This window comes from Halarchaeum rubridurum, assembly GCF_014647115.1.
Lineage (GTDB): Archaea > Halobacteriota > Halobacteria > Halobacteriales > Halobacteriaceae > Halarchaeum > Halarchaeum rubridurum.
This window is the reverse complement of record NZ_BMOO01000004.1, coordinates 254,686-270,425: the sequence shown is the minus strand read 5'-3', so window position 1 is coordinate 270,425 and position 15,740 is coordinate 254,686. Positions and strand designations below refer to the sequence as shown.

General features: G+C 64.6%; 7 protein-coding genes. All 7 read left to right on the top strand.

Translation table 11 applies throughout. The features are described 5' to 3' along the window. Nucleotides 1-80: 80 nt before the first annotated feature. The 7 genes from csg (IEX84_RS10170) (at nt 81) to artA (ending at nt 15,595) form a co-directional block, all read left to right on the top strand. Complete coding sequence (gene csg, locus IEX84_RS10170) at nt 81-2,645, top strand: HVO_2072 family ArtA-dependent S-layer glycoprotein (protein WP_188872584.1); 2,565 nt, start codon at nt 81-83, stop codon at nt 2,643-2,645. A 564-nt stretch (nt 2,646-3,209) separates the two neighbouring features. Continuing rightward, nucleotides 3,210-6,926 carry a beta strand repeat-containing protein gene (locus IEX84_RS10165; RefSeq protein ID WP_209590374.1) on the top strand — a complete coding sequence of 1,239 codons (3,717 nt, stop codon included), beginning with the start codon at nt 3,210-3,212 and terminating at the stop codon, nt 6,924-6,926. A gap of 6 nt (nt 6,927-6,932) precedes the next feature. Further along, nucleotides 6,933-9,797, top strand: a complete 2,865-nt coding sequence (csg, locus tag IEX84_RS10160; RefSeq protein WP_188872578.1) for an HVO_2072 family ArtA-dependent S-layer glycoprotein — start codon at nt 6,933-6,935, stop codon at nt 9,795-9,797. Between the two features lie 152 nt (nt 9,798-9,949). Further along, nucleotides 9,950-11,155: a DUF7094 domain-containing protein gene (locus IEX84_RS10155; RefSeq protein ID WP_425342207.1), complete on the top strand. Its 1,206-nt coding sequence runs from the start codon at nt 9,950-9,952 to the stop codon at nt 11,153-11,155. A 180-nt stretch (nt 11,156-11,335) separates the two neighbouring features. Further along, nucleotides 11,336-12,880, top strand: a complete 1,545-nt coding sequence (locus tag IEX84_RS10150) for an MDR family MFS transporter (RefSeq protein ID WP_188872459.1) — start codon at nt 11,336-11,338, stop codon at nt 12,878-12,880. Nucleotides 12,881-12,904: 24 nt separating this feature from the next. Next, nucleotides 12,905-14,590 (top strand): COG1361 S-layer family protein, encoded by a 1,686-nt coding sequence (locus IEX84_RS10145; RefSeq protein ID WP_188872458.1) that lies wholly within the window; start codon nt 12,905-12,907, stop codon nt 14,588-14,590. Between the two features lie 102 nt (nt 14,591-14,692). Then, complete coding sequence (gene artA / locus IEX84_RS10140) at nt 14,693-15,595, top strand: archaeosortase A (RefSeq protein ID WP_188872457.1); 903 nt, start codon at nt 14,693-14,695, stop codon at nt 15,593-15,595. Nucleotides 15,596-15,740: the final 145 nt, after the last annotated feature.

Genomic DNA, 15,740 nt, shown 5'->3' with positions numbered 1-15,740 from the left:
TCTCCTCGGTCACCATCGACACCAGTGACTTCCGCAATAACAACGGTGACACTCCTCAGACCGAGCGATACTACGTCGCTGTGACGACCACTGACGGTGCGACGGACGGGCATACGCTCTCCGCCACCCCGACGGTGGGCCTCGTGAACAACAGCACGTCTGAAATCTTCAACGATAACAGCGCGACTCAGCAGCTCAGTGCTGGTAACACGTTCACGATCAACACTCCGACTAGTACCGGCGACACCGGCAGCACCACCAACGACGGTGGCCCTGACCACCGTGCTGCAGAGAACGGCAGCGATCCGGCCCCGACTGACGGGACGTCGACGGTGAACATCTACCCCGGCGCGACCGTCTTCAAGGGCGAGGAGGACCTCAACTTCACGGGTGGCCTCGACAGCTCCCTGACGGGTGTCTCCGGCAACGCTGAGGGGACGATCCTCAGCCCGCCGGTCCCCCAGAACCAGAACGAGGGTCGCTACACGAACAATGGTACGACTGACGCGCTCGGCGTGACGGTCAACACGCCGCGTGTCACCGAGCTCGACGTCGACAACGACAACGGCGCGGACATCTCCGGTGGCTCGGTCTCCGAGGCCAGCGCCGAGACCCTCTACGTCAACGCCAGCTGGAACTTCCAGCAGGCCGAGGACCTCGAGCTCACCGTTGAGGACTCCAGCGGTCTGGAGATCACCGGTGACGTCCTCAAGGACGACTACAGCGACAACATCAAGAACGAGAACGGTGAGGCCTCCTGGGCCATCGACCTGAGCAACCAGGACGCTGGCGAGTACACCATCAACGTCGAGGGGACGGAGGACCTCGACTTCGGTGCTGCCTCCCAGACGACCACGCTCAACCTGAACACGGACGACGACATCAGTGTCGACCTCGGTAGCTCGTCCGCGACGCAGGGTCAGAACGTGCAGTACACGATTCGCGGCGGTGTCGCGGGCGACACGCACATCGTTGCAATCGACGCGAACGACCTCCGCGACAGCACCTCGAACCAGCAGGCGACGCAGGTCTTCCGTAACGTCGGCGACGTCGAGGAGCGCGGTATCATCGCGGACGATGCGGCCTACGGTCCGAACAACGACAGCCTCGCGGACGTTGAGGCTGACTACCTGTACGCTAGCGTCGAGATCGACGACGACACCGGTGTCGGCGTCGGTTCCATCGACACGCAGTACCTCGACGACACCTCCGTCGACGTCGACGTCTACGGTCACGACACCGGCGTGAGCGGTGTCGATGGGAACTCCGAGGAGGACTCGGCGTCCCTCGACGTCACCGAAGGTGAAGTCACCATCGACAGCCCGAGCGGCACGTACGTCGTCGGGTCCGAAGTCGAAGTGAACGGTACGGCCCCGTCCGGGCTCGACAGCGTCGCGCTGTACGCCCGCGACCAGGGTGACTACGAACTGCTCGGCGACCTCGGCACGATCAGTGTCGACAGCGACGGCACGTGGTCCGAGGAGGACGTCGTGCTGTCCGCGCAGAGCGACATCTTCCGCATCACCGGGACGTACCGTCTCGGTGTCATCGACGCACAGGACGCCCGTAACGACGAGGGCAACCTCTCCGATACGCTCACCACGTCCGAGTTCAACTCGGGGACGAGCGGCCAGACCTCGCTTCGTGTGACCACGACGAGCCTGGACGCGACGTTCCACACGGTGAACGGCCAGATCGCGCAGGAGACCGGCACGATTGACGTGAACGGTACTGCGCCCGGTGCGGACCAGGTCCTCATCGGCTTCATCGGCCGCCGTGGTGACGTCATCACGACGACGACGTCCGTCGACTCCGACGACTACACCTTCGACGAGGACGACATCTCCGTCGGCGACCTCGCCGAGGGTAACGTCCACGCGTTCGCCTACCACATCGGTCAGGACGACAACGTCGGCGACGGCGAAGTCCCGAACCACAAGGACTCTGATGGCGACAGCGCTACGAGCGCCAACAGCATCTCGGGCCTCCAGAACTGGCTCGAGAGCGGCCAGGGCTCGCGTGACGGCACGCAGGTCTGGAACGCGTTCAGCGCTGAGACTGTCGAGGACACGGCCTCCGACGACAACGTCGTCGACACGACGTTCCGTCTGGCCGACGCCTCGACGCGCATCAACACGGTCTACACCGAGGGTAACGAGGCCTCCGGCCTCAACCCGATTGCGGTCGGTGAGACCGCGATGGTGATGGGTCAGACGAACCTCCAGCCGGAGGACAACACCATCACCGTCGAGCTCATGAACCAGGACGGCGACACCGTCGCGCTTACGTCCACCGAGGACTGGAGCTGGAGCGGTTCGTGGTCCGTTGAGATGCCCGTCGGCGACGACGTCGCCCCGGGCAACTACACGCTGGAAGTCGACGACGGTGAGAACACCGACACCGTCGACGTCCAGGTCGTGAGCGAGCTCGAGACGACGACGACCTCCACCGAGGAGACGTCCACGACGAGCACGACGACCTCCACCGAGGAGACGTCCACGACGTCCACGACGACGACCACGACGACGACCACGACGTCCTCCAGCGAGGAGACGTCCAGTGGCTCGTCGCCGGGCTTCGGTGTGGGCCTCGCGCTGATTGCGCTGGCGGGTGCGGCCCTGCTGGCGCTGCGCCGCGAGAACTAACGCAACACGGCTGACCGGCGTAACCGGTCACTTCGGTTCGCGGTTCTTTCTTTGGGCGCTACCCCGCGTAGCGGCGGCGCTACTCCGTCGCGTGTCGCCCGCATCAGCACCGCACCGCGGTCGGTGCGCTCACCTCACTTTCTTCGTCATCGTCGGAACGCCGACGTGGACGTCGAGTGCGACGACGGCCCTCGGCACGTCGTGGGTCGGCGACCGACGACCCGCCACGGAACGTATTCTCGTCCCGTCGCGACGACGGGCGCTCCCCGTCTCCCGCGACAGAAGCCACCGCGGCGTGGTGCCCCCAGCCGCGCTCGGGCTCCGTTCATCGTGACACGCGCACGTGTCGGACAACCACACGGTAACGGGCCGGTACGTGGAGAAAACACGCTCGAACGCCCGTTTGCGGCCGTATCACACGGCAAGCTATTTGTGGACAGAGTGTTTCAATCGTCATGTCAGTGCGGCGGAGGCTGTTTCCAGAATCCATGACACACGACACTGTACCCCGATTCGACCGCGCAGCGACGCGCGAGGCACCGTATACAACCACGGAGGTGACCGATGAGTAGCTCGACGGACCGCGCACGCGCCGTCGTCCTCGCGCTGCTCATGGTCGGCTCCGTCTTCGGCGCGACCATCGCCTTCACGGGTGGGGCCGCGGCGACGATTCAGCCTGACGGCAGCGGTACGAACGCCTCAGACGTTGTGGTTGGCGATACTACTCAGACGATCTCGATTAACGCGACTACTGTTGATCTCAACTCGACTGATTACTTCGTAATCAACGCCTCTAACCTGACCCAAACAGGAGTCGCTATCTCTAGCGTTTCCGCTAGTCAAACGCCGTCAGGTGTTAAAGGCGTTGTATTCAACGCTTCCAATAGTGATAGTGGTCTGATTGTCGGGAACGCTACCGACACATCCGACGACAGCGATGGTAGCATCTCGTTTGATCTCACCGCTCACTTTAACAGTTCCCCGACGACGACTGGGGACTACGTCTACAACATAGAACAGTACAACAACTCGACAACTTCGACCGTCGTCGACACCCAGAATGTCGCGTTCAACGTCACTGACGAGGAGGAACCGGACGCCTCCCAGTCGACGAACGACGTGACGAACGATAACGCGACGATCAACGTCTCGCTGACCGACGACGTCGCGGTTGACGAGAGCACGATCAACATCTCGGCGGTCAATCAGTCCGGTGACGAGACGGTCATCGTCGAGAACGGCGACATCTCCACGGGTGTGAACAAGTCCTCGACGCTCGATAGCTCCGACGACGCGACCGAGACGATCAACGTGAGCGTCGACCTCCCCGACGGGACGTACAACCTCTCCGTCGCGGCGAACGACACGAGCGACAACCGGATCAACGAGACCACGCTCGGCGACAACTTCACGGTTGCTACGGAGTCGACGCCAACGTCTGGTCCAGTGTCCCTGGCCTCGGGATCGGTCGTGCCGAACGAGACAAACACCTCCGTGGCGAACAGCTACGTGGTGACGGCGACACTCGAGAACGTCGACACTGCGGATGATACTGTCGACGCGTACGCGAACTTCTCGTTCGCTGGCTTCGATCTGAGCTCCGCATCCATTACGGATCGCTCTGTCGAGTCCACTCTGAGTGGCAATTCAAACACGTCTAGCGACAACCAGAACTACGGGAATAACTCGGGCGGTGCACCCTTCGTTAACGTCACCTGGGATGACGAAGGTGGTACTATCAACGACACGCTTGAGGTTTCCTTCCGAGTTGATCAGGCCGAAGCGCCCAGCACTACCGGTGACTACCCGATTACTGTCACCGCCGACACTAATGCGAGTGGGTCGGTCGAACTCTCCAACGTGACGGTCGACACGGTCACTGTTGGTTCGTCCGATGACTCCGAATCTCCGACGTTCGCGGAGTCGACGGAGAACGTAACGTCTGGTAACGCGACAGTCAACGTCTCGGTAACAGACGACACCCTCGTTGATCAGAGCACGATCGACGTGAACGTGACGAACACATCGAACGGGAACACGACGATTCTCGTGCGGAACGGCGAGCTCGTGAACGGGACGGAGTCTCCCGAGTCGACGTTCAACAGTAGCAGTGACGATAAGACCGAGACCGTGAATGTCAGTATCAAGCTGACTAACGGCACGTACAAGATCGGCGCGTCTGCGAGCGACCCCGATGGGAACCAGAGTTCGTCTGAGGCGGTCGGCGACGGCTTCACCGTCGGCGACACATCCACTGGATCCGATAGTGGCTCAACGAACGCCGGAAACGTCGATACTCTTGAGGTCGATCCGACATCCGGATCCGCGGACGCGAACATTACGGCCTCCGCGACGATTAGCACCACCGGAAAGGACACTGCTTTCGCAGTCGACGAGAACAATGACGGCTACATCAACGAGTCCGAAATAGTCGACACTGTTACGGATAATGGTGACGGTGACTTAGCCGGATCGAACGATAATACCGTCAACGTGAGTGTCAACCTCAGTCAGTATAATGTCGCGGACCTCTCGTCTGTCGACATCCTCGCGGTCGGTGAGGACGGCGATGCTGACCAGAACAGCGACTACGATCTGAACTACGGTATCTCGCCGGACGCGAACGCGACGTATACCGTCACTAACGACACTATTGGCGGCCTGAACCTCACGCTGAGCACGGACGAGCTCACCGCGAACAACGCCTCGGAGCTGCAGGCGACCGCGCAGCTGACCGACGAGAGCGGCGACGCGGTCAGTGAGTCGGGCGTCCCGATCAACGAGACAATCGGGAACGTCTCGGACACAGCGGCGAACGTGACCGTGCTCGACACCTTCGGGACGACGAACGAGACCGGTGCTGCGACGCTGAACCTGACGGCGAACACGCCGGATGCGACGGTCTCGATCAACGCGTCCGAGAACTCGACCGGCACGAAGCACTGGGCCAACGCGACCTTCGATACGGTCCCTGTCGCGTCGTCGGAAGCGGAGAACACCGTGTTCGACTTCGCGAACACCACGGCCGGTGCGACGACGAACGTCACTATCTCCGGTCAGGTCAACCTCACGAGCGACAACGACATGCAGTACATGACGTTCAACGCCACGGGTGCCGACCTGGGTGGGGTCTTGGAAGATGACGTCAACCTCTCGATCCAGAACACGCCGTATCACGGCGACTTCTCCACGGTCAAGCTCGAGAACGACAACAATCTGAGCATCACGGTGTCGAACTCGCAGACGGTCACCGACGACGACAACGTCACGGTGACGATCCACAACGTGACGCTCCCGGAAACCCCGGACACCTACAACACGTCGCTCGATCTGGAGACGTCGTCCGAGGGGACGTCCTTCGCGACCTTCTCCGGCAACTATACGGTGACGTCCGAGCAGTCGGGCGGTAGCACCGATGACGTGCCGCCGACGTTCGCCGAGTCGACGAACAACGTGACGGACGGGAACGCGACGATCAACGTCTCGGTGACCGACGCTGACAGCGCTGTCAACGAGAGTACGATCGCCGTCAACGTCACGAACGACGACACCGAAACGACGTACTCGCTCGTCGAGAACGGGAACGCCACCGACAACGAGACCGTCGTCGAATTGACCGACGCCTCGACGCTCAACGAGAGTAACGAGCCAACCGAGTACGTGAACGTCACCGCGGACCTCCCGGAAGGGAACTACACGATCAGCGCGTCCGCGAGCGACACGCAGGACAACGAGAACTCCAGTGTCGCGGTCGGTGACGGCTTCACCGTGACGAACACGACGAACGACGGCCCGACTACGAGCGTCGCCGGCGTTGACGTCACGCTCAACCGCACGAAGCTCGTCGCGGACAACCAGGCCGTGATCAAGGCGACGGCGCAGCTCGTCGACTCGAACGGTAACGACGTCAACGAGTCCGACGTCCAGATCACGCGCAAGATCAGCAACAAGTCCAACGCGAACATCACGCGTCTCAAGGGCTTCGGGCGGACCAACGCCGATGGTGTTGCGACGCTGACGCTGAAGGCCAACACTTCGGGCTACCAGGTGACGGTCACCGCGACCGAGCAGGTCACCGGTAACGCGAACTCCGACAGCGCATCCTTCGGCACGATCCCGACGACCACGACCTACGACTCGAACAGCCCGGTTGCGTCGTACGACGATGACAACGACGGAACGATCAGCAGCACCGAGCTGAAGTCGGCCGCGACGGACTTCCGTGGCGGCTCGCTCGACATGGGCCAGCTCCAGTCCGCTGCGAAGGCATTCGCGAGCTAACAACAGATGACAGAGACAACAACACGACTCCGTGCGGTACTGCTGGCAGCACTGATGGTGCTGTCGGTGATGGCCGTTGCGACGCCCGCGTCCGCGGCCGTCACGTCGGCGGACCGTACCATCGGCTCGACGTCGGTCGCGCCCGGCGAGGCGGTGACGGTCACCGACGAGGTTCAGGTGAACAGTAGCCACGACTTCGCGCTCAACGAGGACTTCTTGACGAACGTCTCCTCGGCGCAAGTCACGAGCATCGAGGCTGGAGGATCGACGGTCTCCAACCCGGCGATCAACGAGTCCGACGAGACGGGAATCTCCGTCGCGATCAACGACACGGACATCCCCACCGGTACCACGACGATTACCGTCACGTACCAGGTGACGATGGAGGAGACCGACGACTACACGATCTCCGGTGAAGCGATCAGCGACAACACGGTCTCGATCACTGGCGACGACACGATCACCGTCTCGTCGGACGCTGACAAGTCGTACACGTACACCGAGTACAGCCGCGCCGGTGACGAGAACGGGAACACGAACGCCTCGACGAACGGGACGGCCGAGGTCTTCATCTTCGACGGCGCGACCGTCTACAAAGGTGAAGAGGACCTCACCTTCGCCGGAAACATCGAGGGTAACACGCTGACGGGCGTCTCCGGGAACGCAGAGGGGACGATCCTCAGCCCGCCGGTCCCGCAGGAACAGAACGAGGGGCGTTATACGACGAACGGTGAGCCCGATGGCTACGGTGTGACGGTCAACACGCCGCGCGTCACCGAACTCGACATCCTCAACCGGAACGACGCCGACATCTCCGGTGGCTCGGTCTCCGAGTCCGCCGCGCGCGACCTCGAGATCAGCGCTGACTGGAACTTCGCGCAGGCGGAGGACCTCGAACTCACCGTCGAGGACTCCAGTGGTCTAGAGGTTACTGACGACGTCGTCGACGACTCCGCTGACCGTTCCAACGGGAGCGCGACGTGGAACCTCGACCTGAGCAATCAGGACGCCGGCGAGTACACGATTACGGTCGAGGGGACGGAAGACCTCGACTTCGGTGCGGCCACGCAGACGACCACGCTCAACCTGAACACGCAGGACGACGTCGAGATCGACCTCGACAGCTCCTCCGTGACGCAGGGCGAGAACGTGCAGTACACGATTCGCGGCGCAATCGCGGGCGACACGCACAACGTCACGATTGACGCGAACGACCTCCGCGACAGCACCTCGAACGACGACGCCGCGCGCGTCTTCCGCAACGTCGGTGACGTCGAGGATCGCGGTGTCATCACCGAGGACGGCGCCGTCTACGCCCCGGGGAACGTCCCGTCGGGCGCGACGGTCGACTACCTCTACGCTGAGGTCGAGATCGACGACGACACCGGTGTCGGCGTCGGTTCCATCGACACGCAGTACCTCGACGATACCTCCGTCGACGTCGACGTCTACGGCGCCGACGCGACCGCGAGCGACATCGCCGACGGCATCGTGACCGAGGCGGACTCGCAGACCCTCGACATCACCGAGGGTGAGGTCTCCATCGGGAACCCGCGCGGCACGTACGTCGTCGGGTCCGAAGTCGAAGTGAACGGTAGCGCCCCGTCCGGGCTGGACCGAGTCGCGCTGTACGCCCGCGACCAGGGTGACTACGAACTGCTCGACCTGAACGAGGACGAGTCGTTCAGTAGCGGTGACACGGTCAGCGTCGACAGCGACGGCACGTGGTCCCAGGAGGACGTCACGCTGTCCGAGGCGAGCGACATCTTCAGCATCACCGGGACGTACCGTCTCGGTGTCATCGACGCACAGGACGCCGGTGGCGCGAACGACCTCAACGAGACGCTCACCACGTCCGAGTTCAACTCGGGGACGAGCGGACAGGTCTCGCTGCGCGTGACGCAGACGAGTCTGGACGCAAAGTTCTGGACGGTGAACGGCCAGATCGCGCAGGAGACCGGCACGATTGACGTGAACGGCACTGCGCCCGGTGCGGACCAGGTCCTCATCGGCTTCATCGGCCGTCGCGGTAGCGTCGTCACGACGACGACGTCCGTCGACTCCGACGACTACACCTTCGACGAGGACGACATCGGCATCAGCGACCTCGCCGAGGGCGAGATTCACGCGTTCGCCTACCACATCGGTCAGGACGACGTCGTCGGTGACGGTGAACTCCCCAGCGACTACGTTGCTACGGACGGCGACCTGTCCGGTCTGACGGACTGGCTGGACGACCAGGGCTCGCGTGACGGTACGCAGGTCTGGAACGCGTTCGAGGCCGAGACGGTCGAGGACACGGCCTCCGACGACAACGTCGTCTCGACGACGTTCCGTCTCGCCGATGCATCGACGCGCGTCAACACGGTCTACACCGAGGGCCACGAGGCCTCGGGCATCAACCCGATTGCGGCCGGTGAGACCGCGATGGTGATGGGTCAGACGAACCTCCAGCCGGAGGACAACACCATCACGCTCGAACTCGTGAACCAGGACGGCGACACCGTCGCGCTCACGTCCACCGAGGACTGGAGCTGGGACGGTTCGTGGTCCATCGAGATGCCCGTCGGTGACGACGTGGCGCTTGGCAACTACACGCTGGAGGCCGACGACGGTGAGAACACCGACACCGTCGACGTCCAGGTCGTGAACGCCAGCGAGCTGCCGTCGACCACGACGAGCACCTCGACATCCACGAGCACGACGAGCACGACGACGAGCACGAGTACGACGACCACGACGAGCACGACGACGACCACGACGTCCTCCGGCGAGGAGACGTCGAGCGGTTCGTCGCCGGGCTTCGGCGTGGGCCTCGCGCTGATTGCGCTGGCGGGTGCGGCCCTGCTGGCGCTCCGCCGCGAGAACTAACGCAACGCGACTGACCGGCGGAATCCGGTCACCACGCTTCGGTTCGCGGTTCTTTCTTCGGGCGCTACCCACGTCGCGGCGGCATCGCGTATCGACACCCGCCCGCTTAAGTCGATCCGCGCCGTCGTTGCGGATAGTCCCTCCACGTAGCCATGAGTTCCTCCCGCGTGATCGCCCTCCTTTGTGGCTTCCTCCTGTGCGCTTCGGGAGCCACCGCGTTCGTCCCCGCCGCCGGGTCGTCCGCCGCGACGGTAGCCGGACCGTCGACGTCCGCGGCCGTGACGACGCCGGGATACCTCCCGGTCACCGCCGAGCGTAGCGGCTTCGCGTCGGCCGACGTGAGCGTCACGGACTCGCTCGCCATGTCGCGGGCGACACTCGACCAGCGACTGACCCGCGCGACGCTCCAGCAGCGACTCGACGAGGCCGACACCGACACCGAGCGCCGACGCCTCGTTTCGAACGCGACGGACGTCCTCGAAACGCGTACGGACGCGCTGGTCGCGGACGCGACCGATGCCCGTGAACGGTTCCGCCGCGGTTCGCTGTCGGCGACGAACTACAGCACGACGCTCGCGTCCATCGACGCGCGTGCGGAGTCACTCGTCTCGCTCGCGCAGTTCATCGAGGGCCGTCCCGCGGCCAGCGCGTCGGCGAAGACGCGCGCGGCGCAGTTCCGCGCACGCCTCCTCGCGTACAGCGACTCGCTTCGCGACCGCGTCGCGGCGGCGGTCGACGGTGAGGCACAACTTGATCGCCTCTACGTCGAGGCCGGCCCGAACGGGACCGCGCTCGCCGCGGTCGACGACGGGTCGTACGTCCGCACGGCGTCGCGCCCGACGAACTACGACGCCGACCCGGCCGGGGTCCCGTCCGGAAGCGCGATCATCGACCACGTCGAGTCGCTCTATCCGTGGGTGATGAACCAGAGCACTGGCGTCAGCTTCGTCCCCATCCCGATCCAGTCGAGTTCGGCGAAGTACGCGTATCGGCTGACGCTCACGTACGCGAACGGGACCGTCCAGTCCTACGTCGACATGAGCTCCGGTGAGGTCTACCAGGAGACGGAGACCCTGGCTGTCGACGGGCTCGCGGCGTCGCCGGACGCCTCGACGACGAGCGGCGAGGCGCAGCTATCGGTCAGCCGTGCGTATCCCGGTGGGCCGATGCGCGTGGTCGTGACGGCGGATGGCTCGCCGACGGCCGCGACGGTCTCGATTGCGAACGAGACGGTCGGGGGAACCGGAACCGACGGCCACCTGTGGACGCCCTCGCCGACCGGTTCGTTCACGGTCAGCGCCACGACGACGGGTGGTGAGACGCTCCGCGTTCGGACCGCGTCCCTGCCGGCCGCCTGACGCCCGCCGGTAGGTTCGCCGCCGTTTCGCCGCCCCCCGCACCGCATCGGAGACGCTTCCGAAGCGTTTTTGGCCCGATGGACTAACCAAACAGTTGGTTAGCTACCGAATGTTCGTCGAATCGTCCCCGTCCCCGCGTCGTTCGCCCGACCGCACAGTCGCGCCGCCGCGCTCGACGCCATGAGTCAGGCAGTCGAGGGAATCGGGCGGGAGCGACTGGTCATCCTCGCCGGCCTCATGCTCGCCGTGCTGATGGCCGCGATGGACCAGACCATCGTCGCCGCCGCGCTCCCCGACATCCTCAGCGACCTCGGCGCGAGCCAGGACAAGATCACGTGGATAATCACCGCGTACCTCATCATGCAGGCGGCCTCGACGCCGCTCTACGGCCGCCTGAGCGACATGTACGGGCGCAAGCCCCTCTTCCTGGGCGCGATAATCATCTTCTGGGTGGCCTCCGGGCTCTGCGGCGTCGCGCAGAACGCGACGCAGCTCACGCTCTTCCGGGCGATCCAGGGTATCGGTGGCGGCGGGCTGATTTCGCTGGCGCTGACGATTATCGGCGACATCTTCAGCCCCCGCGAACGCGGGCAGTACATCAGCGGGATGTTCATCCTGATAGGCATCGCCACGATCCTCGGGCCGCTCCTCGGCGGGTGGCTCACCGACCACTACACGTGGCGGCTGATCTTCGTGATCAACCTCCCGATCGGGCTGCTTGCACTCGCGGTGATCGAGCCGACGCTCGACCTCCCGGTCCCCGACGAGGACCACACGATCGACTATCTCGGCGTCCTGTTCCTCTTCGTGACGACGGTCGCCGTCATCCTCGTCTCGGAGAAGGGCAGCGATTGGGGCTGGGGGTCGTGGCGGATCGGCCTCCTGATCGTGACCGCGGTCGTCGGCATCGCGCTCTTCCTCTTCCAGGAGCACAACTCACGGGAGCCGATCCTCCCGCTCGAGCTGTTCAAGAATCCGGTCGTCGCGTCCGCTATCGGCCTCAGCTTCTGCGCGGGTATCGGCCGGCTCCTCGTCATCAACTACATTCCGACGTTCCTCCAGTACACGCAGGGGGTCTCCTCGACGCTCGCCGGCGCGCTGATCGCGCCGATGATCATCGGGATGGTCGGCTTCTCCTTCGTCGTGGGGAACCTCATGACCCGCACGGGCCGGTACAAGCCGTTCCCCGTGATGGGGGCGGTCTTCGGTGCCGTCGGGTTCTTCTTGCTCTCGACGATCCACGGCGGGACGGCGTTCTTCACCCTCGCCGTCTACCTCTTCATCACGGGGGCGGGCTTCGGGCTCATCATGCCGGTGCTCACGACGGCCTCGCAGAACGCCGTCCGCCCCGAGTACCTCGGTGTGGTGACGACAATTATCACCTATCTCCGCACGCTCGCGGGCGGGATCGGCGTCTCCGTCTATGGGACCCTTTACAGCAACTCCTTCAGCGAGATGATGGTCCGCATCGCCGGCCGGGCGCAGTCCCGGGGCGCGCTCGATCCCGTGTTGCTCCACACGCCGCAGTATGGGCGCGCCCTCCGCGACGACATCGTCCGCGCCGTCTCGCTGAGCATGGATCGGATGTTCTTCTATCTCATTCCCGTGATGGCGGTTGCGTTCGTCATCGCGCTGCTCCTTCCGGAGCGCTCGCTCTCCCAGCAGTCGAACGTTGAGGAGATGGAGGGCGGCGACGGCACCGACGCACAACCGACCAGCGACTGACGATACCACGGACACACACCACACATGCAGCACGAACGATACATCACGAGTGCAGTCATCGCGCTCCTTCTGTTGAGCGCTGCACCGCTGACCGCCTCGGCCCTGCAGACCAACAACACGGTTGCGGGACACCCGGACCTCCACGCCTCGGTGGTGGACAACGAGTTCACGACGGGGACGGAGGCGACGCTGGACCTCTACGTACAGAACGACGGCGTCATCACGCAGGGTGGGAACGCGAACTACCAGGAGCGGGTGAAGACCGCCCGCGCGACGAGGCTCTCGGTCTCCGGGGGTGACAGTCCGATCACCGTCCACACGAAGCAGTACCCCGCCGGGGACATCGGTGACGGGGTCAACGGTCCGTACGGGATAGACATCACCGTCCCCGAGGACGCAGAGCCCGGAACGTACCACCTCACCGTCCACGCGTCGTACACCTACACCGCGGAGGTCCGCTATGGCCCTTCCCAGCCGCGGTACACTGACTACACGCGCGACGTGACGTTCGACGTGCCGGTCGTCGTCCGCGACCGCGCGCAGTTCCAGGTCGTGAATCACTCGACGGACGCCCGCATCAATCAGCGCGGGACGTACAGCGTCTCGATCAAAAACGTCGGCTCCGAGGTCGCCACCAATGCGGACGTGAAGGTTTCCTCGCAGACGCAGGCCGTCACGTTCGGGTCGTCCGGGCGCTCGGCGAGCGCTTCCGTCGATCGCTGGGAGCCCGGTGAGACGAAGACGCTCACCTACGACACCGCCGTCGACGATATCGCGGACGTCCACAACTACTCCGTTCCCGTGGACATCACGTTCGCGGACGCGGACGGTGTCACCCGGCAGTCCAATCGGCTCCTCACGACGTTCCGCCCCCGGCCCGAGCAAACCTTCACCGTCGACGACATCGAGAGCACGCTGCGGATCGGCCGCGGCGACGGGACGCTCACCGGGACCGTGACGAACACTGGGCCCGAGCCGATCCACGACGCCACGCTCGTCGTCGCGAACAACGACTCGGCATTCTCCTTCGATCAGCGTGCCGTCTCGCTCCCCGACCTCGACGCCGGCGAGAGCGGATTCTTCTCCTTCGACGGCGGCACGGTCCCGAAGACCGCGAACCTGAGCTCACTTCCCGTCGAACTCGCCGTCCACTATGACAACGAGCAGGACGACACCTACACGAGCGACGTCCACGAGGTCCACGCAGCCGTCGGTCCCTACAAGTCGATCTTCGACATCACGGCGGTGAACAAAATCCCCGCCGGCACCCGCGGTGACACGCCGAAGGACTCCGACTGGAGTGAGCTCACCTTCCAGGTGACGAACAACGGCGACACGACGCTCCACAACATCAAGCCGAGTATCGTCTTCGACAGCCAATACTTCGAGCGGCCGATCGAGAGCAACTACCGGACGAGCGTGATCGGGACGCTCGAACCCGGCGAGTCGACGAATGTGACGTACGCCGTGAGCGCGGCCGGCGTCGCCGGCGGCACGACCTACCCGCTCGACGTTGTCGTCAACTACGACCGGCCGAACGGCGTGACGCGGACGACCACGTCGTACACCGTTCCGGTCAGCATCTCGCCGAGCTCCTCGCTGCCGCTCCTCCCCATCGGCGGCGGCGCGATCATCCTCATCGGCATTCTCCTCGGCGCATTCATCTGGAAGCGCCGCTCGCCCGACGAGGACGAGGACGGCGAGGCCTAGGCCCGGCAGTAACGCGTTCCTCGCAGTCGTCGTCGCTTCTCCCTTCGCCCGTCGCTCGTTCGACCGTCATCCATATACTCTCGAACGCCCAACCCGCTGCGTATGGCGCTCGAAACCACCGACACCCTCGCGTGGATCGTCGTCGGGCTGTTCGCCGCGAGCGCCCTCCTCGCCACCCGCGACGACTACCACACCGCCGCGCGCCGCGTCGCCGGCGTCTCGTGGGTGTTGTTCGCGCTCTTCTGGGCGCTCCTCGTCCCGCACTTCTGGTTCGAACAGAAGAGCGTCATCGAGACGGTGCTCATCGCCGCCGCGGTCCCCGGATCGCTCTACGTCGCGTACCTCGTCTCCGCCACCCGGCCGTCGCTCATGATACTCTCGCGCGCCGTCGCCGTCATGGGGCTCATCTACCTCCCCGTGCTCACGGTCGACAGCGTCCAGCGGGCGCTGATAGCCATGACGGCGCGCCACGGTGCGTGGCTCCAGCGTGCCCTCGGCTACCACCCGCAGGTCCTCACCGGCCCGACCGTCGAGTCCTCACACACCGGCTTCCCGCACGCGTTCCTCTACGTCGTCGACGGTCATCGCTACCTGCTCGAAGTCCTCCTCGCGTGCACCGGCATCGGGAGCATCTCGCTCGTCGCCGGCGTCATCATCGCGCTCCGCGCCCCGATTCGCCGCCGGCTGCTCGCGCTCGGCATCGCCGTCCCCGTCATCTACGGGCTGAACGTCGTCCGCGTCTCCTTCATCGCCATCGCGCACGGCAACCAGTGGTTCGAGGGCGCGCTCTCGCGTCGCTTCGTCGAACTCGTCTTCAGCCCCACTCAGACCGGTATCACCTCCTACTACATGGCCGACCGCGTCATCGCCCAGTCGCTCTCCGTCGTCGCACTCGTCGCGCTGACCTTCGTCCTGCTCCGACTCCTCCCCGAGCTCGGGACGGTCGTGCGCGACCTCCTCTATCTCGCCACCGGGAAGGAGTACGACGTCACCCAGCGCGACTGATTGCTCGCTCGCTCACCTCTTCTCGTCGTCGATAGAGCGCGCCGCCCCTCCGCTTCGAGCCGCATAGACTGAGACCGGGCGCGGTGACACCGCCGACGCCGCGATGCGCGACGACGAGCCGCGGGGCCGTCGCTTGGCGACTGCG

Bases quoted from the DNA above. Each gene is read 5' to 3' on its own strand.
- IEX84_RS10165 (WP_209590374.1), top strand. From the start codon at position 3,210: ATGAGTAGCTCGACGGACCGCGCACGCGCCGTCGTCCTCGCGCTGCTC.
- csg (WP_188872578.1), top strand. From the start codon at position 6,933: ATGACAGAGACAACAACACGACTCCGTGCGGTACTGCTGGCAGCACTG.
- IEX84_RS10155 (WP_425342207.1), top strand. From the start codon at position 9,950: ATGAGTTCCTCCCGCGTGATCGCCCTCCTTTGTGGCTTCCTCCTGTGC.
- IEX84_RS10150 (WP_188872459.1), top strand. From the start codon at position 11,336: ATGAGTCAGGCAGTCGAGGGAATCGGGCGGGAGCGACTGGTCATCCTC.
- IEX84_RS10145 (WP_188872458.1), top strand. From the start codon at position 12,905: ATGCAGCACGAACGATACATCACGAGTGCAGTCATCGCGCTCCTTCTG.
- artA (WP_188872457.1), top strand. From the start codon at position 14,693: ATGGCGCTCGAAACCACCGACACCCTCGCGTGGATCGTCGTCGGGCTG.